This is a genomic window from Pseudomonas sp. SID14000, assembly GCF_002165135.1.
In the GTDB taxonomy this organism is placed as follows: Bacteria; Pseudomonadota; Gammaproteobacteria; order Pseudomonadales; family Pseudomonadaceae; genus Aquipseudomonas.
This window is the reverse complement of sequence record NZ_NFZQ01000003.1, coordinates 61897-86530: the sequence shown is the minus strand read 5'-3', so window position 1 is coordinate 86530 and position 24634 is coordinate 61897. Positions and strand designations below refer to the sequence as shown.

Below are 24634 nucleotides of genomic sequence, written 5' to 3'. Positions count from 1 at the left end.
TCATTGGGAATCAACCTTTCGCACTCATCGTATGACGATAAGTTTCATTCGCCATTCCGAATGAGTGGCGGTCAGTCGTTCGGAAATCCGAACGGATTTGCCAGCCCTGGATCGCAATGCACGGGCGATCAGGACCGCTGCCATGCAGAGCCTGATCGCAGTGCTTCCAGCCTGGTCAGCGGGGCATGAGCCGCTCTTGTGGCGTCTGGTTCCAGCGCGCCCAGGCCTCGGTAGTGAGGGTGCGAATCAGCACTGACTCCTCGGCGGCAAGTTCGCGCATCAAAACCCTGGCCTGGTCTTCATAGCCCGCTTCCTGGCCGGCCACGGCCCGTGCCTCGAGCGCTTCCATTCGCTCGTGATAAGGCCTTGCGGTCGCCTCGAAACGGTCAGCATAGGTTTCTCGCAGGTAGTTCTGCCAGTAAGGGCGGCCTGCAAGCGCGTCCAGCATCGACAAGGTGCTGTAGCTTTGCAGTACTTCTATTTCTGCTGCATTCAGATCCCGCGTTGTCACGTGGGCGAATGATGCGAAGTGCATTTCATCCGGTGGTGCTGGCAAGTCAAGTGGCCCTGTCAGCCGCAGGCGATAGAAAAGCCGAACTTCGATTTCATCTACTCTGCGTCCTGCTTCGCGCAGGGCTTGGATGTGCCGGTTGGCAATATCGTCAAGCAGGTCCAGGCGGTGCAGCTGGCCGCCCAGATACAGCAGGCGGCTCTCTCTCATTTCCGCTGGCACTCCTTCGATGCCCTGGAAGGCCAGCACGCCCACTTCCATCTGGTTGAGCAGCAGCAACAGGCGGTCCTCGCAGGTACGCGGCCCGTCGGCCTCGCGAAACAACTGCTCGCGTAACGCTTCGTTGTTTTCGCAGGCTTCAAGGATGTGCCAGAGACGGCGTCGATAATGCCGCGGATGGGCCTCGAAGTCTTCGCTCTGGGCAAAGTCGGCCAGGAATCTGAACAGGCCTCCAGAGCCCGGCTCCTCGCTCAGGCGGTCCCAGGCTGCCTCCCGTTCTGCACGGAGGAGCTCGTTTCTGGACGCTACCCAGGTTGCACGGGTTTCCTCACCGATTGGCTCGTGGGCATACGACGCGCTGCCTCGGGCGCCTGTTCCGCTGGCACCCTGTGCTTGGTCCAGATACTCGATGCTGCCTTCGCTCAACGGATTGTCATGCAGGTTCAGCCGCTGCAGGCGCAGGCGCAAGCCGCGCATCTCGCGTTGCAGCTCGCTGATTCTGTTGTCGCGCAAGTCGATATGGGCGCGTAGCGCCACGCTCTGGTGGACCAGGCCAATGTCCGCCTGACCCGTTGCTCGCAGGCGCAGGTCCTGCACATGTGGCAAGGCCGAGAGGTCGGGCATGCCGTTGAGTGGGTTGTTGTTGAGTATCAGCGTGTTCAGGCGTTGCAGTTGAGCCAGGCGGCTGTTACCTGCGGCATCCAGTGCAATCAGGTTGTTGCTCAGGTTCAAGCGCCGTAGCTGGCCGAGAGCCTCGATGCCCTCGGGGACCGAAGTTAGCCGGTTGCCGCTGAGGTCCAGGTCCACGACGTTGGGAAACAGCCTGAGGAACCGCGCGTCGATCTGCTGCAAGCGCATGTTGCGCAAGGTCAGCCGGCGCACATGTCGGTATTCCACACCTTCCGGCAAACCTGGCAACGCATCGATGTGCTCGCCATCGATGGTCAGTTCATACTGGTCGTTGCCGTCCACCAGTTTGCGCCGCCAACTGCGGCGAAGGGTATCGGCTATGCGGCGTCTGCGAATGGCGTCGATTGGCGATTGCCAATCGGCCTGCCAGATCTGTAGTGTTTCGCGCAGGTCGGCAAGCTGGCGTTGCAGCGCCTGGTAATGGTCCCACAAGCTCTCCCCGCGCTGGCGCACCGCTTCCAGGTAGGCGTCCAGTTGCAGTTCGGAGAGTGTGGGGAATATTTGATGGATCCCTTGGCGAATAGCGCTCTGGCTGCTTTCACCACCGCCGCTGAGTGCATAGGCCAGCCTGCCGTCGGCGAAACGCCGGGGCGGCCTGATATTTGCGCGGATGCCGGACATACCGAGCAGGCTGGCCGTAGAGTTGCGATCCTGTTCGGCCGCCATGGCCAGTACGTCACGTAGTTGCTTGAGCTGCAGATTGCGGTTCCCCAAGCGGGTTTTCTGCTCGTCGTCCAGGCACCCCAGGACCGCTGCCAGCAAGGGCTTGCCCTGGTTATCTTCGCCTGCCAGGGCGTAGCCTTGCGTGTTTTTGACAATGGTTCGTACGTTCTGCGCCGTCTCGCTCTGGCTGGCAAATATCAGTAATCCCTCCTGGGCGCCGTGGCGTAACTCTATTCGCACAGAGTCTGGCCATGGGGCGTCCCGTTCGATGAGGCGCAGCGCCAATAGGTCGCTATCTGTGTTGGCCAACTTTTGCAGACGCAAGCCAAGGCAAGCCCGGTCGATACGGCTGGCGCTTTCATACCAGCGCGCATGTTGCGCCATGCTCAGTGGCATCCGTCCGGAAACTCGCAACTGTTCTATCTGGGCGGTACTACTATGGTCGATGATTTCCTGGGCGCCCCTTGGTGACAAACCCCGGAAAACCCCGATCAGCCTGGCCTGGTCGGCAGATTGCGGTGTTTGCCACGCCTGAAGTCGCTGCTCGAAGGCTTGTCCTTTCAGAGTTGGATCCTGCTGGTGCAGCTTGATCCGGTCGTGGAGGTCGAGCAGCCGCGCGGGTGGTGCAGCGTTCTCCAGGCAAAGTCGGCGCAGCTGGTCCACGTTGAGACCTGTGGCCTGTAGAAGCATCCGGCCATGATCTGACAAAGTATCGGCAAAGTGCTCCCCTTGCAGGCTTTCCAATAATACCGATACATCTTCCTCGGCAGGTAGGTAACGGAGGTTTCTGGCTAGCCTGATGCCACCGGCAGGCAACACCGTTGGCGCAAGACTGTCAACAAAAACTGTTCGTCGCAGCGTGTGCAGAGCCCCTGCGGTCAGGCCTGTGGTCGCCACGCCCTGGGCTATATTGAACAAATGCTCCAGCGCTCCTTGGCGATCACCTAGTTGCCAGTCCTGGTAGCCTTCATAGACGTCATCGAGCAATTGCGCCGCGCTGACGACCAATAGCAGGTCACCGAGCACCGGTACGACCAAAGCTGCCAGCCCCAGCAGGTTCAACCCGGCGCTCAGCATGCCCTGCAAGCGCCGGTGCCTGCTCAGGCGATCTTCAAGGTCCGTTGGAACAGCGAGGTAGGCTGCATCATCGAACATTCGCCCGAGTAATAGCGCTCGTACATGTGCGAACACATCCCCCTTGATGGGCAGGTTTCGCCCGTCGAGCTGCAGTTTCATCGCCCCAGGCGACGCTGTCAGCCGTTGTGCAAGTTCCTTGGCGAACTCGCTTGTGTCCCGTGCCGTGATGAAACGCCGAAAAAACTGACGGAATGAGCGCTGCTTGAGGCGAGTGGCCAGGTCGTTGTAAACATCGTCCCAACTGTCGTAGAAGCGCAGGCTTTGCCCGGGGGCATCGGGTATCCAGACGATGATCTCGTCGATGTCTTCAGCCGGAGCAGGGCGCCACTCAAGTGTGATGACCCCCGTCACGCGTTTGCCGAGCAGATAGAGTTGGCGAGCTGTCAGCGTGCCCTTGCCATAGGGTGCAAGTGCAGGTGCTTCGAGCATCGGCCGCAGCCGAAGCAGATCCCGCTCGTCCAGTTGCCCCTTGAATCTGGCCTCGTAAACCGCTGCCTGCATGCGCGTACGTACGCCGCTTTCAAACAGGTGCTTTATTGTCGTGCGCGCTTGATCGCCCGATTGGCCACGGCCAGCCTTGGGCTCGAGTACCGTCCTGAGCAGCGTCTGATACTTGCCGCCCAGGTCCAGTGAACGGCACAGGCGAACGAAGTGCTCGAAGGTCATGGCCAGCTTTTCGCCTTTCTCGCTCTCCAGATGCGCTTTGCGCAACAGCCAGGGTTCAGCTTCGTGTGCTTCGAAGTTATGCAGGGCAGCGGCCAACAGCGTTTGTCGCGTTCTATGGGTAACAGTCGGCGTATAGAAATGCTCCGCTGCCGAAGGCAGTTGGAACTCTTCGCTGACGACTACGTGCCCAAGTTGCGGGTCGACATGCCCCAGCCCCTGCACACGCAGGGCGCGTTCGAGCAGGGGCTTGGCGAAGTCTTCGAGGCGAGGGATTCTTTCGAGCAGATGGCCAAGCCTGTCCGCAGCCTGTTGCTGTGCACGCAAGGCCTTGCCGTAGGCTTCTAGGTGCATTGCATCGGCGCCGGTCAACCAGTCAGGTAGTTGCCGGGCGATCAGGGTGTCGACGGAATACGACGGGTTGTTTTCGGTGGGTGGCACGTGGTGATCTCCGGGTCTGAAAGACACCGGAGCATCACTGCCGGGGATGTGGTTTGGTGGTAGTTACTGCTGCGCCGACCTCCCACTGTGCCAGCCGGGCTCGCTGGCGACTGGCCGGACGTGCCAGGGGGCGCTGGATGAGCATTGATTAGTGCTCATCCCAAGCGCGCAAGGCTGTGTTTGCGGCAGTCGTTCGATCTACCACGCCCGCCGGGCACGATACATTTGAAGACTTCGCCAACGTTACCCAGCCATACCTGAGCAGCGTTCAGAGTCGTGAACTGGTAATCGAAGCCGTGAAAGCCTGATTGCCGCGTTCCAGTACGTGCGAGCAAGCCATGGCTCACGCCGCTTGGGTGCGCGCCTGTTGCTCTCGTTGCAGATAGTCTGCAAGCGCCTGTTGCTCGCCCGTGCTGGTGAACAGGCCCAGCTTGGTGCGGCGCCAGAGAATGTCTTCAGCGCTGCATGCCCATTCGTTGTGTACAAGGTAGTCCACCTCCCGGCCGAACAACCCACCGCCAATTGCCTGGCCCAGGTCTTCCGGCCCTTTAACGCCCTCCAGCAACTGCCATACACGGCTGCCATAGGTCAGCACCCAGCGCTTCGCGATATCGACAGGCAACCAGCCACAGTGCGCCAGCACCGCATCGACCAGAGCCTGCACCGTCGTCATGTGCTCACCACCTGGTAGCGGCGCGCCAGCGGTCCAGCTGCCACGCATCTGTGGGAAGTGCGGCTTGAGCTCGGCCATGGCCGACTCGGCCAGTTTGCGGTAGGTGGTCAGCTTGCCACCGAATACCGACAGCAACGGCGCTTGCCCTTCACTGGCGGACAGCCCCAGGGTGTAGTCGCGGGTGACCGCGGACGGGTTGTCCGATTCGTCGTTGCACAGTGGGCGCACGCCGGAATAGGTGTGCACGATGTCGCTGCGGCTGATCTGGTGGTTGAAATGGGCGTTGACCACCTTGAGCAGATAATCGGTTTCCTGCTCGGTGATCGCGACTTTGGCGGGGTCACCGCTGTACTCCCGATCGGTGGTGCCGATCAACGTGAAGCGCTCCAGGTACGGGATGCAGAAGACGATACGCTGGTCCTCGTTCTGCAGGATGTAGGCATGATCGCCTTCGTACATGCGCGGCACGATGATATGGCTGCCCTGGATCAGGCGGATGCCATAGGGGGCATCGAGCTTGAGGTCATCCTTGATGAAGCTGGCCACCCATGGCCCTGCAGCATTGACCAGAGCGCGGGCGCGAATGGTCTGCAGGCGGCCGTCAGCATGCTGCAGCTCGACCTGCCACAGGCCATCCACACGCTCCGCGCGCAGGCAACGGGTGCGGGTATGGATATGGGCACCTTTTTCACGTGCTGCCATCGCATTCAGCACTACCAGGCGGGCATCGTCCACCGCGCAGTCGGCATATTCGAAGCCACGGCTGATTGCAGGCTTGAGCGGGTAACCCGGGCCGAAGTGCAGGCTGCGCGAAGCACCCAGGCGCTTGCGTTTGCCGAGGTGATCGTAGAGGAACAGGCCGGCGCGAATCATCCAGGCCGGGCGCAGGTGCGGGCGGTGCGGCAGCACGAAGCGCATCGGCCTGACGATGTGGGGGGCTTTGGCCAGCAGCACTTCACGCTCGGCCAGCGCTTCACGTACCAGACGGAACTCGTAGTGTTCCAGGTAGCGCAGGCCGCCATGGATCAGTTTGCTGCTGGCCGACGAGGTGTGCTGGGCCAGGTCATCCTTTTCGCAGAGGAATACCTTGAGGCCACGCCCGGCGGCATCGGCAGCGATGCCCACGCCATTGATGCCGCCGCCGATCACGGCGAGGTCATAGCAGTCGGCAAGTGGGAGCTGGGACGAAACGGGCTGGGACACGGGCAAGGCCTCCTGGGACTGTTCACATCGAATATGAACATTAATGTTCGTTTTCGAAAATACTAGCGCAACAGAAAGCCGGTCGCCAGTCAGTCTTCATAGAAAAAACTGATCAGATGACAATGAAATGAACATTTACGAAAATATTGGATGATCGGTTTGAAAGGTGTAGCGCCTGCAGCCCTCACACCACCTCAAGCCGAATCTTGTACTGGTTCAGCAGCTGGGTGAGAGCGGGGGCTGGCGCCTGGTCGGTCACCAGGCAGTCGACCAGGCTAATCGAGCCCATGCGCACCATGGCGTTGCGCCCGAATTTGCTGGAGTCGGCGGCAAGGATCACTTGCCTGGCATTCGCAATGATCGCCTGGGATACCCGTACTTCCTGGTAGTCGAAATCGAGCAGGCTGCCGTCTTCGTCGATGCCGCTGATGCCCACCAGGGCGAAGTCGACCTTGAACTGATTGATGAAGTCTACGCTGGCCTGGCCTACCACACCGCCGTCGCGGCGTACCGTGCCACCCGCCACCAACACTTCGAAATCGTCCTTGGCGGCAAGGATTGCGGCCACGTGCAGGTTATTGGTGATGACCTTCAGGTGATGATGGTTGAGCAGCGCCCGAGCGATAGACTCGGTGGTCGTGCCAATGTTGATGAACACCGAAGCGTGGTCAGGAATCTGCTGGGCTACGGCGTCGGCGATACGTTGCTTTTCGTCGCGCATCTGGTCGGCGCGCATGGCGTAGGCAGTGTTCTCGATGCTCGAGTCATAGGCTGCACCACCGTGGTAACGGCGCAACAGGTTGAGCTCGGCAAGCTGGTTGATATCACGGCGGATAGTCTGCGGAGTGACGACGTACAACTGCGCCATTTCTTCGATACTGACATAACCGCGCTCGCGCACCAGTTCGAGGATTTGTTGTTGGCGAGGGGGCAGATTCATGGGCGGTCCTTTGGGGCTGCCGGACAAATGCTGCAATGATGCCGTAGGACGCGGACGACGACCAGTAGACTATCGGGGCGGCCGCGGGGACAAAGGCCCTGCATCGATCTTCTGGCCTGCGCTGCGCTTTTTTTGTGGGAGCGGCCTTGTGTCGCGAAAGGGCCGCTCCCACAGGTGGTGTAGCGCCTGTCAGGTAGGATCAGGCCTCGTGATCTTCCCAGTCACGAGTACGCTCGACCGCCTTCTTCCAGCCGGCATACAACTTCTCTTTCTGCGCTTCATCCAGCTGCGGGCTGAACTCGCGCTCGATGATCGCTTTGTCGCGCAGCTCGTCCAGGCCGCTCCAGAAACCACAGGCCAGGCCTGCCAGGTAGGCCGCACCCAGTGCCGTGGTTTCGCGCATCTTCGGCCGCTCCACGCAGGTGCCGAGGATGTCGGCCTGGAACTGCATGAGGAAGTTGTTGGCCACCGCACCGCCGTCCACGCGCAGCTCGGACAGGCGCTGGCCGCAGTCCTGCTGCATGGCGTCGAGCACGTCGCGGGTCTGGTAGGCGATCGATTCCAGCGCGGCACGGATGATGTGGTCCACCTTCACGCCACGGGTCAGGCCGAACAGCGCGCCACGGGCATACGGGTCCCAGTACGGCGCCCCCAGGCCGGTAAAGGCGGGCACCAGGTACACGCCGTTGCTGTCCTTGACCTTGCTGGCGAAGTACTCGGTATCCAGAGCGTCGTTTACGATCTTCAGTTCGTCACGCAGCCATTGCACGGTGGAGCCACCGTTGAATACCGCGCCTTCCAGCGCATAGGCCACTTCACCACGCGGGCCGCAGGCGATGGTGGTGAGTAGCCCATGGGATGACTTCACCGCCTGGTTGCCGGTGTTCATCAGCAGGAAGCAGCCGGTACCGTAGGTATTCTTGGCCTGGCCCGGTTCCACGCACATCTGGCCGAATAGCGCCGACTGCTGGTCGCCGGCGATGCCGGCAATGGCGATACCGCTCTTGGTATGGCCGTAGACCTCGGAAGAAGGGCGTACCTCGGGGAGCATCTGCCGTGGGATGTCGAGGATTTCCAGGAGCTTGTCGTCCCACTGCAGGCTGTGGATGTTGAACATCAGCGTGCGCGAGGCGTTGGTGTAATCGGTGACATGCACCTTGCCGCCGGAGAATTTCCAGATCAGCCAGGTATCAATGGTGCCGAACAGCAGCTCGCCGCGCTTGGCACGTTCGCGGGCGCCTTCGACATTGTCGAGGATCCACTTCAACTTGGTGCCGGAGAAGTACGGGTCGGTGACCAGACCGGTGGTTTCGCGAATGTAGTCTTCATGGCCGTCGCGCTTGAGTTGGGCGCAGATCTCGGTGCTGCGGCGGCACTGCCAGACGATGGCGTTGTAAACCGGGCGGCCGGATTCCTTGTCCCACACCACGGTGGTTTCGCGCTGGTTAGTGATACCCAGTGCGGCGACCTGGGCGTGGCTGATGCCCGCCTGGGCCAGGGCCTCGACCATGGTCGCGCTCTGCGTGGCGAAGATTTCCATCGGGTCGTGCTCGACCCAGCCCGGCTGCGGGTAGTGCTGGGCGAACTCGCGCTGGGAGGTACCCACCACATTGGCGTCGCGGTCGAAAATGATGGCCCGCGAACTGGTGGTGCCCTGGTCCAGGGCGATGATGTAGTTCTTATCCTGGGTGTCTGTCATGGTCGTAGGCCTTGCGAAAATAGGGGGTCAGGGCTGGGCATGGTGCCGGCGTCAATTGACTTGAGTATCGCCCTGGGGATTGTCATTTGTCTCAGGGTTCACGGCGGCTGCCAATGGCAGGTTGCGGGCGATCAGGCCGCGATAGGTCGCGGCACCCAGGCAGGCACCAAGGATCGGTGCGAACACCGGAACCAGGAAATAAGGCATGTCCCGACCGCCAGTGAAGGCGATTTCGCCCCAGCCGGCCAGGAAGGTCATGAGTTTTGGCCCGAAATCGCGGGCCGGGTTCATGGCGAAGCCGGTCAACGGGCCCATGGCGCTGCCGATCACGGCGATCAGCAGGCCGATCAGCAAGGGGGCCATGGCGCCGCGCGGCAGGCCGTTGTTGTCGTCGGTCAGGGCCATGATCACGGCCATCAGGATGGCGGTAATGATCACTTCGACCAGGAAGGCCTGGCCGGTGGACAGCGACGGGTGCGGATAGGTGGAGAAAACAGAGGCCAGCTCCAGGCTGGCTTCGCTACCGCGCAACATGGCGTGGGCCTGTTCGAAATCGAAGAACAGGTTGCTGTACAGGGTGTAGACCAACGCTGCGCCGCAGAACGCGCCGCACACCTGGGCCAGCATGTAGAAGGGCAGCTTGCGCTTGTCGAAACCGGCGAACAGGGTGAGGGCGATACTCACCGCCGGGTTCAGGTGCGCGCCGGAAATACCGGCGGTCAGGTAGATCGCCATGCTGACGCCCACGCCCCAGATGATACTGATTTCCCACAGGCCGAAGCTGGCGTCTGCGACCTTTAGCGCGGCGACGCAGCCGGTACCGAAGAAGATGAGTAGTGCAGTGCCGAGGAACTCGGCCAGGCATTGGCTGGACAGCGTGGGTTGGCGTAGAGCAGTCGTCATGTATGACCTCGTTTTTTTTGTTGTGAGGCGCGTGGCGCTCGACAGCAAAGCCTGGAGTCTATCCCCGTTGATCCCAGGCAGATGTTGGAAATGCACCTTAAAAGTGCACCATTTATTCAGAAACGAAAAAATATAGACAAGAAACGCTGATGTCAAAGGTCGAAAGTGAACGCTCGGTCACGAACTGTCTGTTGAATTCAGGTGCGGATCCGCGTACTAGACGGGTGCGACTGAGGTGCGCTGGCTGCGATGTGGGAATTGTCCTAAAGTAGCCGCCGAGCTGTCCCCGACCGGAGCCCCTGCATGACCCCCGCCCTAGACCTGTTGAAGAAGCACCGAGCCGAGCATCGTGTGCACAGTTACGAACATGACCCCAAGTCGGCGTCATATGGCCTGGAGGCGGCGGAAAAGCTAGGCCTCGACCCGCAGCAGGTGTTCAAGACCTTGCTGGCGAGCAGTGAGAAGGGTGAGTTGCTGGTAGCGGTGGTGCCTGTGGTGGGCACGTTGGACCTCAAGGCCCTGGCCCATGCCGCCGGGGTGAAAAAGTGCGAGATGGCCGACCCGGCAGTGGCACAGCGCGCCACGGGGTACCTGGTGGGTGGGATCAGCCCGCTGGGGCAGAAGAAGCGCCTGCGCACCTTTATCGATGACTCGGCGCAGAACTTTGCAACCATTCATGTCAGCGCTGGGCGGCGTGGGCTGGAAGTAGAGTTGGCGGCAGCGGTATTGGCCGAGCATACCCAGGGCAAGTTTGCCGGGATCGGGCGGGGCTGAGAATTTTCGGGGCTGCTTTGCAGCCCTTTCGCGACACAAGGCCGCTCCCACAGGTACAACGCCGCCCGTGAATGGTGCGCTGTACCTGTGGGAGCGGCCTTGTGTCGCGAAAGGGCCGCAAAGCGGCCCCAGGGTTTCGAATCAGGTCGCCGAACTGTACCGACGCACGCCGTTTTCCTGCCGAGGCAACTGCGCTGCCACGCTGCCCGGCACCGGGAACAGCACCAGGTGATCGGCCTTTACCGCAATCCCCACATCCTCACCGACCTGATGGTCGTCATGGCTAGGGAAAATCGCCTCCAACTGGCTGCCGGTCGGCAACTGCAGGCGGTACAAGGTCGATGCACCCAGGAAGCTCTTGCCGACGATGTTCGCCCGCAGCGCACTGCCCGGTGCGTGGACGATATCGTCAGGGCGCAGCAGCACATCCACCGAGCTGCCCGGCGCCATGATGTAGGCGCGGTTGCCGCGCAGTTCACCCAGCTCGGTATTGACCGCCTCGTGGCTGCTCATCTGCCCGCGGATGAAATACCCCTGGCCAATGAAGCTGGCCACGAACGGCGTCTGCGGCTCGTGGTAAAGGTTGTAGGGCGTGTCCCACTGCTCCAGGCGGCCTTCCTTGAACACGCCGACCTGATCGCTTACGGCGAAGGCTTCTTCCTGGTCATGGGTCACCAGGATGGCGCTGGTGCCGCGGCTCTTGAGAATGTCGCGAACCTCATGGCTCAGGCGCCGACGCAGCTCTACGTCGAGGTTGGAGAATGGCTCGTCGAGCAGCAGCAGTTGCGGCTCCGGTGCCAGCGCACGGGCCAGGGCGACCCGTTGCTGTTGGCCGCCGGACAGTTCATGCGGGTAGCGCCCGCCCAGGCCGCCCAGTTTGACCAGTTCGAGCATCTCTTCGATGACCTCGGCCTGGCGCGGGTGCTTGGCGATGCCGAAGGCAACGTTCTGCGCCACGGTCAGGTGCGGGAACAGTGCATAGTCCTGGAACACCATGCCGATGCGGCGTTTTTCTGGGGCCAGGGTGAAGCCGGCCCGGGAAATGACCTCGCCAGCCAGCTGGATCTCGCCGTCATGTACCGGCTCGAAACCGGCGATTGCGCGTAAGGTGGTGGTCTTGCCGCAACCGGATGAACCCAGCAGGCAACCGATGTCGCCTGCGTTCAGGTGCAGATTGAGGTTCTGGACGATGCGCTGGTCGCCATAGCCGCAGGCGAGGTTGCGCAGGTTGAGCAGTAGGGGTTGACTCATGCGTGGTGGTAAGCCGGTTCTACAAGGAATTCGAGAAGGGCCTTCTGTGCATGCAGGCGGTTTTCAGCCTGGTCCCAGGCGACCGAGCGTGGGTCGTCGAGCAGGTCATGGCTGATTTCCTCACCGCGGTGTGCTGGCAGGCAGTGCATGAACAGGGCATCGGGTGCCGCCAGGTCGAGCAGTTCGCGGGTGACCTGGTAAGGCGCGAAATGCGCCAGGCGCCGTGCAGTTTCCTCCTCCTGGCCCATGGAAGTCCAGACATCCGTGGTCACCAGATGGGCGCCGTGCACGGCTTCCTTCGGGTCGCGCACAATTTGCACGTGGTCACCGCCAATGGCCATGAAGCGTGCATCCGGCTCGTAGCCTTCCGGGCAGGCGATGCGCAGCTGGAAGTCGAACTGCCTGGCCGCCTCGATGTAGGAGTTGCACATGTTGAAGCCGTCGCCGATCCACGCCACGGTCTTGCCCTGGATCGAGCCGCGGTGTTCGAGGAAGGTCTGCATGTCGGCCAGCAGCTGGCACGGGTGCGACTCGTCGGACAGGGCGTTGATCACCGGCACACGCGAGTTGGCGGCGAATTCGGTCAGGGTGCTGTGGGCGTGGGTACGGATCATCACTACGTCGAGCATGCTCGACAGCACGATGGCGCTGTCGCCGATCGGCTCGCCACGGCCCAGCTGGGTATCGCGCGGGGACAGGAAAATGGCCTGGCCGCCGAGCTGGATCATGCCGGCCTCGAACGACACGCGGGTACGGGTCGAGGATTTCTCGAAGATCATGCCCAGTACGCGGTTCTTCAGGGGCTCGAACAGCACGCCTCGCTTGCGCAGGTCCTTCAGCTCGATGCCGCGGCGGATCACACCGAGCAATTCGTCGGAGGTGAAGTCCAGCAGGGAGAGAAAGTGCCTAGCGCTCATGATTGACTACCTTATCTGCAACGGTATGCAGGTCGACCGTATGGTTTTTTTTGACAACGGGAGTGACCCGCGGCGTAAGCCGCACGGGGCGGACGAAATAGGGAAAGGCGCAATACTATAAGTAAATGTCGCCTGAAGCCAAGAGGGGAAACAGCTGCCCAGTACCAAAGGGTGTTGCAAAGGGTGTCTTTACCCGACGGGCAGTGCTGTTTTTTATTTGCTACAGAGGGTTGTACACGGCTTGCTGGCAATTTGGCAAATGGCTGTCGCAAATCGTGTGCCTGATGTCGGTGGATTCACGCCGCGAAGCGCACTGGCCGGTGGTAGAGACTGGGCGCATAGTCGATGTTCGACAACTCTCCACAACAACCTCTACAACAAGGCAGAGGCGGCCATGACCAAGACCCTGCATCACCGTGCCTGTCACCTGTGCGAAGCGATCTGTGGGCTGAACATCGAAGTCAGCCATGACGACGACGGTCGGGCACTGATCAGTTCGATCAAGGGCGACCCCCAGGATCCGTTCAGTCGCGGCCATGTCTGCCCAAAGGCCGTGGCCCTGCAGGACATCCAGAACGACCCCGACCGCCTGCGCCAACCGCACAAGCGGGTGGGTGAGCACTGGCAGGCCATCGGCTGGGACGAGGCCTTTACCCTGGCCGCCGACAGGCTGTGGGCGATCCAGCAGGCCCATGGGCGCAATGCCGTTGCGGTGTACCAAGGCAACCCGAGCGTGCACAACTACGGCTTGATGACTCACAGCAACTACTTTCTGGGTCTGCTGAAAACCCGCAACCGCTTCTCTGCCACCTCGGTGGACCAGTTGCCGCAGCACCTGGTCAGCCACCTGATGTATGGCCATGGCTTGCTGCTGCCGATCCCGGACATCGACCAGACCTGTTTCATGCTGATCCTCGGTGGCAACCCGCTGGCCTCCAATGGCAGCATCATGACCGTGCCGGATGTGGAAAAGCGCCTGAAAGCCCTGCGGGCCAGGGGCGGGCGCCTGGTGGTGGTGGACCCGCGTCGCAGCGAAACGGCGGCCATGGCCGACAATCACCTGTTCATCCGCCCTGGAGGGGATGCGGCCTTGTTGTGTGGCTTGCTCAACACTCTGTTCGCTGAAGGTCTGGCGCGTGGCTCGCACTTGCCGGTCTCCGGCCTGCAGCGGGTGCGCGAAGCGATCGCGCCGTTCAGCGCAGAGGCCATGAGCGCGCACTGTGGCATTGCCGCGGCAGACATCCGCCAGCTGGCGCGGGACTTCGCCGCAGCCGACAAGGCGGTGTGCTATGGCCGCATGGGGGTTTCGACCCAGGCCTTCGGCACCCTTTGCCATTGGTTGGTGCAACTGATCAACCTGGTGACCGGCAACCTTGACCGCGAAGGCGGCGCGTTGTGCACCGAGCCTGCCGTCGACCTGGTGGCGACCACCTCGGGCGGCCATTTCAACGCCTGGCAGAGCCGGGTGTCGGGCTTGCCCGAGTACGGCGGCGAACTACCCGTGGCGGCGTTGGCCGAAGAAGTGCTGACACCCGGCGAAGGGCAGGTGCGTGCCCTGGTGACGGTGGCTGGCAACCCCGTGCTGTCCACACCCAACGGCCGCCAGTTGGATGTGGCGCTGGAGGGGTTGGAATTCATGCTCAGCATCGACCTGTACATCAACGAAACCACCCGCCATGCCGACCTGATCCTGCCCTCCACCTCGGCGCTGGAAAACGACCATTACGACAGCACGTTCAACTTGCTGGCCGTGCGCAACGTGACCCGCTTCAACCGGGCGATCCTGGCCAAACCCGAAGGGGCACTGCATGACTGGGAGATTTTCGTTGGACTGGCACAAGCGTTCGCCAAGCGCGCCGGGCTGGAACTGAAACCGACCTCGGCGCCAGCGCAGATGATCGACCTGGCCCTGCGCAAGGGGCGCTATGGCGAAGCGACGCCCTGGCAGTTGTCGCTGGCAACGCTGGACAAGCACCCGCATGGTCTCGACCTGGGACCATTGCGCGCCAACCTCGCTGCGCGCCTGACGACTGCCAGCAAGGCTGTCGACGCGGCGCCCCAGGTGCTGCTGGACGACCTGCGCCGGCTGGCACAACAAGCCCCTCTGGCGCCGGGCGAACTGCTGCTGATCGGCCGTCGCCATGTGCGCAGCAACAACTCGTGGATGCACAATTTCCATCGTCTGGTGAAGGGCAAGCCGCGACATCAGTTGTTGATGCACCCGCAAGACCTGCAGCAGCGGCAACTGCAGGACGGCCAGCGGGTGCGTATCCGCTCGCGTACAGGGGACGTTGAAGTCGAGGTGCAGGCCTGCGAGGACATGATGCCGGGGGTGGTCAGCCTGCCCCATGGCTTCGGTCATTCTCGTCAGGGCGTGCACATGCAGATCGCCCAGGCGCAACCTGGCGTGAGCGCCAACGACCTCACCGATGAGCGCCTGCGTGACCAGGTTTCCGGCAATGCCGCCCTCAATGGCGTACCGGTGCAGGTAGAGGCCGCGTAAGGAACGGTAAGGCCGAGCATGCTGCTTGGCTTTCCGTTACAATGCGTCACCGTGCCGACGACCGCGTCGGAAAGTTCAGCCGAGGTGCTACATGGATATCATCGAAACGATCAAAGAGCAGATTGCCAACAACACCATTCTGCTTTACATGAAAGGCTCGCCGAATGCCCCGCAGTGTGGCTTCTCTGCGCGTGCATCGCAGGCCGTGATGGGTTGTGGCGAGAAGTTCGCCTACGTCGACATCCTGCAGAACCCGGAAATCCGCGCGAACCTGCCAAAATACGCCAACTGGCCGACCTTCCCGCAACTGTGGGTAGCCGGTGAGCTGGTCGGCGGCAGCGACATCATGCTGGAAATGTTCGAGAAGGGTGAGTTGCAAACCCTGATCAAGGAAGCGGTTGCCAAGGCCAAGGCTTCCGAGGCCTGATTTTCGGCAAGCATGAAAAAACCCGCTGATCGCGGGTTTTTTCATGGGGCGAATATTTATTCTTCGCCCATTTGCGACTGCAGGTAGTTCTCGATACCGATCTTGTCGATCAGCCCCAGCTGGGTTTCCAGCCAGTCGATGTGTTCTTCCTCGGACTCGAGGATATCTTCGAGCATGTCACGCGAGCCGAAGTCGCCAGCGGTTTCGCAATGAGCGATGGCTGCTTTCAGGTCGACCAGGCCTTTCTGTTCGATCTTCAGGTCACATTCGAGCATCTCTTTGGTGTGCTCGCCAATCAGCAGCTTGCCCAGGTCCTGGACGTTGGGGATGCCTTCGAGGAAGAGAATACGCTTGATCAGTTTGTCAGCGTGTTTCATCTCGTCGATAGATTCCTTGTACTCGTGCTTGCCGAGTTTGTTCAGGCCCCAATCTTCGTACATGCGTGCGTGCAGGAAGTATTGGTTGATCGCGACCAGCTCGTTTCCGAGGATCTTGTTGAGATGCTGGATGACGCTTACGTCGCCTTTCATGTCGGGTTCCTGCCCTGTAGAAGTGTGCCAATACAGGGAAGTTTGAGCCCGATACTTAGGTGTGTCAAACCTAAGTTCTTGAATAATAAGTGAAAATTAATGGAAATAAGAATGTTTGTGAACCGCGTTGAAGCGCTAACTTATTGAATTACGGGCATAAAAAACCGGACGCAAGGTCCGGTTCTTCAAATTCCGGGTTTTCAGGCTGCGGTAAATTCCACAGGGTAGGGCAGGGCTGCCTGGCTGATCTGGAGCTCGGTCAGGGTCTCGCGGACCACCTGCTTGGCCACGCAGGCACATTTGCCACACTGGCTGGCGACATTGGTCGCGGCTCGCACTTCCTTGTAGCTGCAGCATCCTTCGTAGATCGCATCGCGGATCTGTCCGTCGGTAACGCCGACACAAAGACACACATACATAAAGGCTGACCATCGTTGGTGGGCTCGATGGGGTGGAGCTTAATGTTAATGAGAATGCTTGTCAAAGGAGTTTGTGAAAGGGCCGTGCTTGAGCGACCGGCGGTTGCTTCGTCGTTGGAGTCGGCCTGTCATCAGAAGCCGTGTATGATGGTCGGCCTTTGTTGGATGTCGGGCAAGCCCGTCTGGCCCGGCAAACGGTTTTTCACCCTCATCAGGAGATTACAATGAGCGTACTCGTTGGTAAGAAAGCCCCCGATTTCACCGTTCCGGCCGTGCTGGGCAATGGCGAGATCGTCGACAGCTTCAACCTGGCTTCGGCCATCAAGGGCAAGTACGGCCTGGTGTTCTTCTACCCGCTGGACTTCACCTTCGTTTGCCCGTCCGAGCTGATCGCCCTGGACAACCGCATCCCTGACTTCCAGGCGCGCAACGTGGAAGTGATCGGCGTGTCGATCGACTCGCACTTCACCCACAACGCCTGGCGTAACACCCCGGTCAACAACGGCGGTATCGGCCAGGTCAAGTACACCTTGGTTGCCGACATGACCCACGAAATCTGCAAGGCCTACGACGTCGAGTCCGAAGGTGGCGTGGCCTTCCGTGGCGCCTTCCTGATCGACACCAACGGCGTTGTCCGTTCGCAGATCGTCAACGACCTGCCACTGGGCCGCAACATGGACGAGCTGCTGCGCCTGGTCGACGCCCTGCAGTTCCACGAAGAGCACGGCGAAGTCTGCCCTGCCAACTGGAAAAAAGGCGACAAAGGCATGAACGCTTCGCCAGAAGGTGTTGCTGCCTACCTGAGCGAGAACGCTGGCAAGCTGTAATTGCCGCCTGCATGAAAAAACCGGCCCTGGTGGCCGGTTTTTTTTGTGCCGTCCTGTGCCGGCCTCTTCGCGGGTAAACCCGCTCCCACAGGTGCCCCACAGGCCTCATCCATGGTGCGATCCCTGTGGGAGCGGGCATGGCCCGCGAATGCTTTTTCGACTCAGTCGTTGAAGTCGCGCCAGCCGCCCATCTCTTTCCAGCGGTTGACGATGCCGCAGAACAGCTCGGCCGTCTTCTCGGTGTCGTAACGCGCCGAGTGCGCTTCACGCCCGTCGAAATCGATGTCGGCACTCTGGCAGGCCCGTGCCAGCACGGTCTGGCCATAGGCCAGGCCCGCCAGGGTAGCGGTGTCAAAGCTGGAGAACGGGTGGAACGGGTTGCGCTTCAGGTCGTTGCGCGCCACCGCCGCGTTGAGGAAGCCCAGGTCGAAGCTGCTGTTATGGCCGACCAGGATCGCCCGCTTGCAGCCATTGGCCTTGAGTGCCTTGCGCACGCCACGGAAGATGTCGGTCAGCGCGCTTTCCTCGCTGACCGCCATGCGCAGTGGGTGGTCCAGCTTGATCCCGGTAAATTCCAGCGCCGCCGGCTCGATGTTGGCACCCTCGAACGGCTCTACCCGGTGGAAGTAGGTGTGCTCGGGGAACAGGAAGCCCTTTTCGTCCATGCCGATGGTGACGGCGGCAATTTCCAGCAGGGCATCGGTGGCGCTGTTGAAGCCACCGGTCTCCACATCCACTACCACAGGCAGGTAGCCTCGGAAGCGCTCGGCCATAGGGTGGCGCGAGCTGCTGCTGCCTTGGGTGTCGAGGTCGTCTTCGTACAGGTCTTCGCTCACGCGTTTTCCTCCAGCAGGCGCCAGCGCAGTTTTTCGCCGGCGCGCAGCGGGACCACGGTCTGCTCGCCAAATGGCAAGCTGTCCGGGGCGGTCCATTCTTCGCGGACCAGGGTAATGGTGTCGGTGTTCGCCGGCAGGCCATAGAAGGCCGGGCCATGCAGGCTTGCGAAGCCTTCCAGCTTGTCCAGCGCATTACGCTGCTCGAAGGCTTCGGCGTACATCTCGATGGCTGCGTAGGCGGTGTAACAACCGGCACAACCGCAGGCGGCTTCCTTGGCGTGACGGGCGTGCGGGGCCGAGTCGGTGCCCAGGAAGAATTTCGGGTTGCCGCTGGTTGCCGCGTCCAGCAGTGCCACCTGGTGAGTGTTGCGCTTGAGGATCGGCAGGCAGTAGAAGTGCGGGCGAATGCCGCCAACCAGCATGTGGTTGCGGTTGTACAGCAGGTGCTGAGCGGTGATGGTCGCGCCGACGTTGGCCGGTGCCTCGGTGACGAACTGCGCGGCATCGCTGGTGGTGATGTGCTCGAACACCACTTTCAGTGTCGGGAAACGTTCGACCACACGACGCATGTGTTCGTCGATGAAGCGTTTCTCGCGGTCGAACACGTCGATTTCGCTGCGGGTCACTTCGCCGTGCACCAGCAGTGGCATGCCGGCTTCTGCCAGCGCCTCGATGGCCGGGAAGATGTTGTCGATGCTGGTCACGCCCGAGTCGGAGTTGGTGGTGGCACCGGCCGGGTACAGCTTTGCGGCGTACACGAAGCCGCTGGCCTTGGCCGCGCGGATGTCCTCGGGGCTGGTGCGGTCGGTGAGGTAAAGCACCATCAGTGGCTCGAAGCGGCTGCCGGCCGGACGGGCGGCCAGGATGCGTTCACGGTAGGCGCCAGCCTCGGCGGCATTGCGCACCGGCGGAACCAGGTTGGGCATGATGATGGCACGGGCGAAAGTACGCGCCACGTCGCCAACGGTGTGGGGCAGGACGGCACCATCGCGCAGATGGATGTGCCAGTCGTCGGGACGCAGGAGGGTCAGGCGATCGGACATTGGGGATTCCAGGCGGGTCGAACTCAAGCCCCAATGCTACCGGAAAACCCTGGGTGGAGCACGGCTATCAAGTTTTCCGGCAGGCGCCCGATAGCCTGCAGGTAAGCCGTCAGAATTTGTGGAGCCGCCTGTGCGCCAGCGTTACCTAGCCCTGTTGACCCTTTTCGCCAGCCTGCCGGCCGGCGGGCTGACCTTCCAGACGCGCATGGAGAACATTGCCTGGCAGGTCGAGGGTGACCAGTTCGAATGCCGGCTGATCCAGCCGATCGACGGTTTTGGCAGTGGTGAGTTCGTACGCCGCGCGGGCGAGCAGCCGGTGTTCCAGCTGCGCTCGAACAGCAATGTACTGGGTGCGGGCACGGCCACCTTGCTGGCAGCCGCTGCGCCGTGGCAACCCGGGCGCAGCGACATCAATCTGGGCAGCGTGCGCATGGCTCGCACCGGGGTGCTGTTCAGTTCGTCCCAGGGCCAAGCCAGTCGCCTTATCAACGGCCTGCTCGACGGGCGCAGCACGGTGGTGCGCAATTACACCGGCGAGGCAGGCAAGCCGATGGAAGTGCGTGTGCTGCCGGTCAGCTTCACCAAGGCTTATAGCGACTACCAGACTTGTGTCGGCAAGCTACTGCCAATGAACTACGACCAGGTGCGCCAGACCCAGGTGCGCTTCCCCGGAGGGGGCATCGAGCTGGATGACGCGGCCAAGGCGCGGCTGGACGTGATCCTCGATTACATGAAGGCCGACCCGACGGTGAACCATGTCGAGCTCAACGGCCACTCCGACAATAGCGGCAACCGCCTGACCAATCGCGACACGTCGCGCCGCCGCGCATTGGCCGTGGCCGACTACCTCAAGGCCCATGGTGTGCCGGAAGAGCAGATTACCGTGCGTTTTCATGGTGAGCGTTATCCGTTGGCCAAGAACAACAGTGCTGCCAACCGGGCGCGTAATCGTCGGGTGAATATTGAACTGGATCGGGTGGCTGTGATCGAGAAGCCGGTGGAAAAGCCGGTTGAGCAAGCGGCGCCTGCTGCTCCGGCGCCAGCGCCAGCCAGTCCGCCTGCTGCCGCTCCGGCCTCGGGCGCGCCGGGGGCGAAGGTGCCCTGAAATCGGGTTGGCCATCGGGGGCATGGCTGGGGATTGCATCGGGGCCACCAGGTGTTCGCCACAGCATTTTCAGCGCCTATGAGATCGAGCGCCGCCCGCGCGGCGCTTCGCGGGACAAGCCCGCTCCCACATTTGTTTCGGGCCAATTATTCCTGTGCCAGGCGGGTTGCAGTCTTGGTGCATGGCTGGAAATGGATGAAGAGCAGCTTTGACCCCTTCGATATCGAAGGGAACAAACAAGGCGGGCAGAGGTGCCCTCGCAGGAGTGACTGGCCCGAAACAGATGTGGGAGCGGGCTTGTCCCGCGAAGCGCCGCGCGGGCGGCGCTCGATCTCACAGGCGCTGAAGATGGCGAGGCATGCATCTGGCACCCCTGACCAAATCCCCCTCCGCACCCCCGTCGCCCTTCCGAAACTTCCTGTCGCTTTGTCGTCAGAAGCTGTCGCCCCACTGTAAATTTATCCGTAACGTCGTTAGAATCGATGCCTTTCCGTACAACCCCGTGGAGTGATGGCATGGCGGACGTAAAAAAGGTCGTACTGGCGTATTCCGGCGGCCTTGATACTTCGGTGATTCTCAAGTGGCTGCAGGATACCTACAACTGCGAAGTGGTGACCTTCACCGCTGACCTGGGTCAGGGCGAGGAGGTCGAGCCGGCCCGTGCCAAGGCCCAGGCAATGGGCGTTAAAGAGATCTACATCGATGACCTGCGCGAAGAATTCGTGCGTGATTTCGTGTTCCCGATGTTCCGCGCCAACACCGTCTACGAGGGCGAGTACCTGCTGGGTACTTCCATCGCCCGTCCGCTGATCGCCAAGCGCCTGATCGAAATCGCCAATGAAACCGGCGCCGACGCCATTTCCCATGGCGCCACCGGCAAAGGCAACGACCAGGTGCGTTTCGAACTGGGCGCCTACGCCCTGAAGCCAGGCGTCAAGGTCATCGCCCCATGGCGTGAGTGGGACCTGCTGTCCCGCGAGAAGCTGATGGATTACGCCGAGAAGCACGGCATCCCGATCGAGCGCCACGGCAAGAAGAAGTCGCCGTACTCGATGGACGCCAACCTGCTGCACATCTCCTACGAAGGCGGTGTTCTGGAAGATACCTGGACCGAGCACGAAGAAGACATGTGGCGCTGGAGCGTCTCGCCCGAGAACGCCCCGGACCAGGCTACCTACATCGAGCTGACCTACCGCAACGGTGACATCGTTGCCATCGACGGCGTCGAGAAGACCCCGGCCACCGTCCTGGCCGACCTGAACCGTATCGGTGGTGCCAACGGCATCGGCCGTCTGGACATCGTCGAGAACCGTTACGTCGGCATGAAGTCGCGTGGCTGCTACGAGACCCCTGGTGGCACCATCATGCTCAAGGCCCACCGTGCCATCGAGTCGATCACCCTGGACCGCGAAGTCGCTCACCTGAAGGATGAGCTGATGCCGAAGTACGCCAGCCTGATCTACACCGGCTACTGGTGGAGCCCGGAGCGACTGATGCTGCAGCAGATGATCGACGCTTCGCAGGTCAACGTGAACGGTGTGGTACGCCTGAAGCTGTACAAGGGCAACGTCACCGTGGTCGGCCGCAAGTCGGACGACTCGCTGTTCGACGCCAACATCGCCACCTTCGAGGAAGATGGCGGCGCTTACAACCAGGCGGACGCTGCAGGCTTCATCAAGCTCAACGCCCTGCGTATGCGCATTGCTGCCAACAAGGGCCGCTCGTTGCTCTGATAGCTGGCATGTGCAGTAAAAGCCCCGGCCCAGGCCGGGGTTTTTTTTGCCTGTGAAATGCCTGGGGTATTCAATGGCCGTCGTTCGCCACCTGGCCATCGAGCGCGCTGATCGACAGTTGTGCGCAAAGGCGTTCATCCAGATTGCAAAAGCGCCACGTGCGCGCTGGCTGACGCGGTTGGGCAAGGGCTAGCAGCAGCTGTTGCTCCATCATGCGATAGGCATCGGGGCCGGAAAACATGAACGTGACTGGCTCGCCCTGTAGCGCTTCGCTGGCATTACCGGGCATTCCAGGTTTGGCCAGACTGTTTGCTGCCGGCGTGTTCTCGTTTGCCGTTTCGTTTGGCGAGGGGCCATAGAAGGACTTGTTATTGAAGTTGAGCGTGAGGAAGAACAGTGCCGTCAGGAAGAACGGGAAGCCCACCAGAAACCAGGTATAGAGATTTTGGCTGGACTCGCTGAGAAACGGCAGGGTGGCAAGGGCGGAGGCTTCGATAATCCCCGCGAAGATGGCAATGATCGTCAGTGGGGCGACAGGTTGTGCTTGGGGCATATGGGCCGTCTCCAGCGATTTTGCCCATCTTTAACCTACAGCGATGCTCAACTAAAGACTGGATTGTTTTCCGGGTGAAGAATAATCGCCAGCAATCCTCACAGCCTTGTTTGTTCAGCGTATTTGAGTTGCCTATTCCCTCAGATGATGGCCGGTTTTCAACTGGTGCACTTTTACAGGTGGATGATAAGTTTCATTCCGGCGGCAGGAATTTGATTGTTACAACTGCAGTAGTTGTGTGTAGGAAATTTCTGTAAGTGCTGTAGGTTTCATCTGTTCATGTATTTCACCGGTCAATCACCGCGCCAGCAAGGGTTCTGTCGGTTATCTTGGCAGGCCAAAGCAAAACAATGAATGAATGGATATCGCATGAATAAAGTGCTTATCGTGGATGATCATCCGGTCATACGCCTGGCCGTACGCATGCTGATGGAGCGGCATGGGTATGACGTCGTGGCGGAAACCGACAACGGGGTGGCTGCCCTGCAGCTGACACGGCAACACCTGCCGGATATCGTGGTGCTCGATATCGGTATCCCCAAACTGGATGGCCTGGAAGTGATTGCCCGCATGACTACCTTCAGCCCGGGCAGCAAGGTGCTGGTTCTGACATCGCAGGCCCCAGGCAACTTCTCGATGCGTTGCATGCAGGCGGGGGCGGCGGGATATGTATGCAAGCAACAGGAGCTCACCGAGCTGCTGAGCGCCATCAAGGCCGTTCTGTCGGGCTACAGCTACTTCCCCAACCAGGCCTTGCATGTGTCACGGGGCAGGGGAGGCGGAAGCGAGACGGATATGGTCAACCGCCTCTCGGCTCGCGAAATGACGGTGTTGCAGCAGCTGGCGCGAGGGCGTTCGAACAAGGAGATTGCCGACAGCATGTTCCTCAGCAACAAGACGGTCAGTACCTACAAGTCGCGCCTGTTGCTCAAGCTCAATGCGCGGTCGCTGGTCGACCTGATCGAGCTGGCGCAACGGCAAGGGTTGAACTGACCATCAAGGCCGTAAAGCCTCCGGCCAGGAGGCTTTGGCTGAGTTACAGGTCGCGGGCTACAGATCGTAGTCGAAGTCGGCCAGTTGCTTCTGCAGGCGCCTTTCTTCCAGCATGTTGTCGATGGTGCGGCGTTTGCTGAGGTTGGTCTTTGCGGTTTCCACCTGAGGTTCCGCTTCATCATCTGCGGCAACAAAATCATCATCGATCGACAGGTCGTCTTTATCGCTACTCATGAGTCGCTCCAAGCCAAGGGGCCATTGGCCGTCCTTATAACCAGAAAGCAGACGCTGGTAAAAAAGATTTTTTCAATCGCGACGAGTGGTTTCTAGCTATCGCCTCAATCGTCGGAGGTCTTGTGCTTGTACTCGCACAAGTCTTCGATCCGGCAACTGCCGCACCGTGGCTTGCGTGCCTGGCACACGTAGCGCCCGTGCAGGATCAGCCAGTGGTGGGCGTCGAGCAGGTAATCTTTTGGCACGAACTTGATCAGCTTTTTCTCCACTTCCAGCACCGTCTTGCCTGGCGCAATGCCTGTGCGGTTGCTGACCCGGAAGATATGGGTATCTACCGCCATGGTCGGCTGGCGGAACGCCGTGTTGAGCACTACGTTGGCGGTCTTGCGGCCCACGCCAGGCAGCGCCTCCAGGGCTTCGCGGGTTTGCGGTACCTGGCCGCCATGGCGCTCGATCAGCAGCCGGCAGGCTTCGATGACGTTCCTGGCCTTGCTGTTGTACAAGCCAATGGTCTTGATGTACTCGCTCAGGCCTTCGACGCCCAGGGCATAGATGGCCTCGGGGGTATTGGCGACCGGGAACAGGCGTGCGGTGGCCTTGTTGACGCCGACATCGGTGGACTGCGCGGACAGTGTCACGGCGACCAGCAGTTCGAACGGGGTAGTGTAGGCCAGTTCGGTCTTCGGGTCGGGGTTGTCTTCGTGCAGCCTGCGAAAGATCTCCAGGCGTTTGGCGGCATTCATGAAA

At 61.0% G+C, this 24634-nt stretch carries 21 protein-coding genes; 7 read left to right on the top strand and 14 right to left on the bottom strand.

All coding sequences use genetic code 11. From position 1 onward, the window contains the following. Positions 1-175: 175 nt before the first annotated feature. The 5 genes from CAY82_RS05485 to CAY82_RS05465 form a co-directional block, all read right to left on the bottom strand. Positions 176-4324, bottom strand: coding sequence for an NEL-type E3 ubiquitin ligase domain-containing protein (locus tag CAY82_RS05485; RefSeq protein WP_087500281.1), 4149 nt, complete (start codon positions 4322-4324; stop codon positions 176-178). Positions 4325-4667: 343 nt separating this feature from the next. After that, positions 4668-6200 (bottom strand): glycerol-3-phosphate dehydrogenase, encoded by a 1533-nt coding sequence (gene glpD / locus CAY82_RS05480; RefSeq protein WP_087500280.1) that lies wholly within the window; start codon positions 6198-6200, stop codon positions 4668-4670. A gap of 184 nt (positions 6201-6384) precedes the next feature. After that, entirely contained in the window at positions 6385-7140 is a 756-nt protein-coding gene (gene glpR, locus CAY82_RS05475) for a DNA-binding transcriptional repressor GlpR (RefSeq protein ID WP_087500279.1), read from the bottom strand. A 199-nt stretch (positions 7141-7339) separates the two neighbouring features. Beyond that, positions 7340-8839: a glycerol kinase GlpK gene (glpK, locus tag CAY82_RS05470; protein WP_087500278.1), complete on the bottom strand. Its 1500-nt coding sequence runs from the start codon at positions 8837-8839 to the stop codon at positions 7340-7342. A gap of 51 nt (positions 8840-8890) precedes the next feature. Beyond that, positions 8891-9742 (bottom strand): MIP/aquaporin family protein, encoded by an 852-nt coding sequence (locus CAY82_RS05465; protein WP_087500277.1) that lies wholly within the window; start codon positions 9740-9742, stop codon positions 8891-8893. A 303-nt stretch (positions 9743-10045) separates the two neighbouring features. On the opposite strand from CAY82_RS05465, the gene ybaK reads away from it, so the two are divergent. Beyond that, positions 10046-10516, top strand: coding sequence for a Cys-tRNA(Pro) deacylase (gene ybaK / locus CAY82_RS05460; RefSeq protein WP_016713736.1), 471 nt, complete (start codon positions 10046-10048; stop codon positions 10514-10516). A 141-nt stretch (positions 10517-10657) separates the two neighbouring features. Here the strand turns inward: ybaK and CAY82_RS05455 are convergent, their stop codons facing one another. Both CAY82_RS05455 and argF read right to left on the bottom strand, forming a co-directional pair. Beyond that, positions 10658-11767: an ABC transporter ATP-binding protein gene (locus CAY82_RS05455; RefSeq protein ID WP_087500276.1), complete on the bottom strand. Its 1110-nt coding sequence runs from the start codon at positions 11765-11767 to the stop codon at positions 10658-10660. Next, complete coding sequence (argF, locus tag CAY82_RS05450; protein ID WP_087500275.1) at positions 11764-12684, bottom strand: ornithine carbamoyltransferase; 921 nt, start codon at positions 12682-12684, stop codon at positions 11764-11766. Before argF ends, CAY82_RS05455 begins: the two co-directional genes overlap by 4 nt. 394 nt (positions 12685-13078) lie before the next feature. On the opposite strand from argF, the gene CAY82_RS05445 reads away from it, so the two are divergent. Both CAY82_RS05445 and grxD read left to right on the top strand, forming a co-directional pair. Continuing rightward, a complete protein-coding gene (locus CAY82_RS05445) occupies positions 13079-15187 on the top strand; it encodes a molybdopterin-dependent oxidoreductase (RefSeq protein ID WP_087500274.1) in 2109 nt (702 codons plus the stop codon). Positions 15188-15278: 91 nt separating this feature from the next. Further along, on the top strand, positions 15279-15614 hold the full coding sequence (gene grxD, locus CAY82_RS05440; RefSeq protein WP_087500273.1) for a Grx4 family monothiol glutaredoxin: 336 nt from the start codon (positions 15279-15281) through the stop codon (positions 15612-15614). A gap of 56 nt (positions 15615-15670) precedes the next feature. Here grxD and bfr read toward each other — a convergent pair whose 3' ends face one another. Then, positions 15671-16144, bottom strand: a complete 474-nt coding sequence (gene bfr, locus CAY82_RS05435) for a bacterioferritin (protein WP_003258014.1) — start codon at positions 16142-16144, stop codon at positions 15671-15673. A 200-nt stretch (positions 16145-16344) separates the two neighbouring features. After that, the gene (locus CAY82_RS05430; RefSeq protein ID WP_087500272.1) at positions 16345-16563 is read right to left on the bottom strand and encodes a bacterioferritin-associated ferredoxin; all 219 of its coding nucleotides are present in this window, start codon (positions 16561-16563) and stop codon (positions 16345-16347) included. A 224-nt stretch (positions 16564-16787) separates the two neighbouring features. On the opposite strand from CAY82_RS05430, the gene CAY82_RS05420 reads away from it, so the two are divergent. Next, complete coding sequence (locus CAY82_RS05420) at positions 16788-17390, top strand: peroxiredoxin (RefSeq protein WP_087500270.1); 603 nt, start codon at positions 16788-16790, stop codon at positions 17388-17390. A 161-nt stretch (positions 17391-17551) separates the two neighbouring features. Here CAY82_RS05420 and rnt read toward each other — a convergent pair whose 3' ends face one another. Next, a complete protein-coding gene (gene rnt, locus CAY82_RS05415; RefSeq protein WP_087500269.1) occupies positions 17552-18226 on the bottom strand; it encodes a ribonuclease T in 675 nt (224 codons plus the stop codon). Beyond that, positions 18223-19269 carry a dihydroorotase gene (gene pyrC, locus CAY82_RS05410; RefSeq protein ID WP_087500268.1) on the bottom strand — a complete coding sequence of 349 codons (1047 nt, stop codon included), beginning with the start codon at positions 19267-19269 and terminating at the stop codon, positions 18223-18225. Before pyrC ends, rnt begins: the two co-directional genes overlap by 4 nt. Positions 19270-19399: 130 nt before the next feature. Between pyrC and CAY82_RS05405 the strand changes: the two genes are divergently transcribed. Both CAY82_RS05405 and CAY82_RS05400 read left to right on the top strand, forming a co-directional pair. Further along, positions 19400-20374: an OmpA family protein gene (locus tag CAY82_RS05405; protein WP_087500267.1), complete on the top strand. Its 975-nt coding sequence runs from the start codon at positions 19400-19402 to the stop codon at positions 20372-20374. Between the two features lie 515 nt (positions 20375-20889). After that, positions 20890-22107, top strand: a complete 1218-nt coding sequence (locus CAY82_RS05400) for an argininosuccinate synthase (RefSeq protein WP_013973956.1) — start codon at positions 20890-20892, stop codon at positions 22105-22107. Positions 22108-22177: 70 nt separating this feature from the next. On the opposite strand, the gene CAY82_RS05395 is transcribed toward CAY82_RS05400, so the two are convergent. Next, positions 22178-22660 (bottom strand): hypothetical protein, encoded by a 483-nt coding sequence (locus CAY82_RS05395; protein WP_087500266.1) that lies wholly within the window; start codon positions 22658-22660, stop codon positions 22178-22180. Between the two features lie 369 nt (positions 22661-23029). Between CAY82_RS05395 and CAY82_RS05390 the strand changes: the two genes are divergently transcribed. Beyond that, complete coding sequence (locus tag CAY82_RS05390; RefSeq protein ID WP_087500265.1) at positions 23030-23653, top strand: response regulator transcription factor; 624 nt, start codon at positions 23030-23032, stop codon at positions 23651-23653. Positions 23654-23710: 57 nt separating this feature from the next. Here the strand turns inward: CAY82_RS05390 and CAY82_RS26630 are convergent, their stop codons facing one another. Both CAY82_RS26630 and nth read right to left on the bottom strand, forming a co-directional pair. Further along, positions 23711-23887 (bottom strand): PA3496 family putative envelope integrity protein, encoded by a 177-nt coding sequence (locus tag CAY82_RS26630; protein WP_087500264.1) that lies wholly within the window; start codon positions 23885-23887, stop codon positions 23711-23713. 104 nt (positions 23888-23991) lie between these two features. After that, on the bottom strand, positions 23992-24630 hold the full coding sequence (gene nth / locus CAY82_RS05380; protein WP_087500263.1) for an endonuclease III: 639 nt from the start codon (positions 24628-24630) through the stop codon (positions 23992-23994). Positions 24631-24634: the final 4 nt, after the last annotated feature.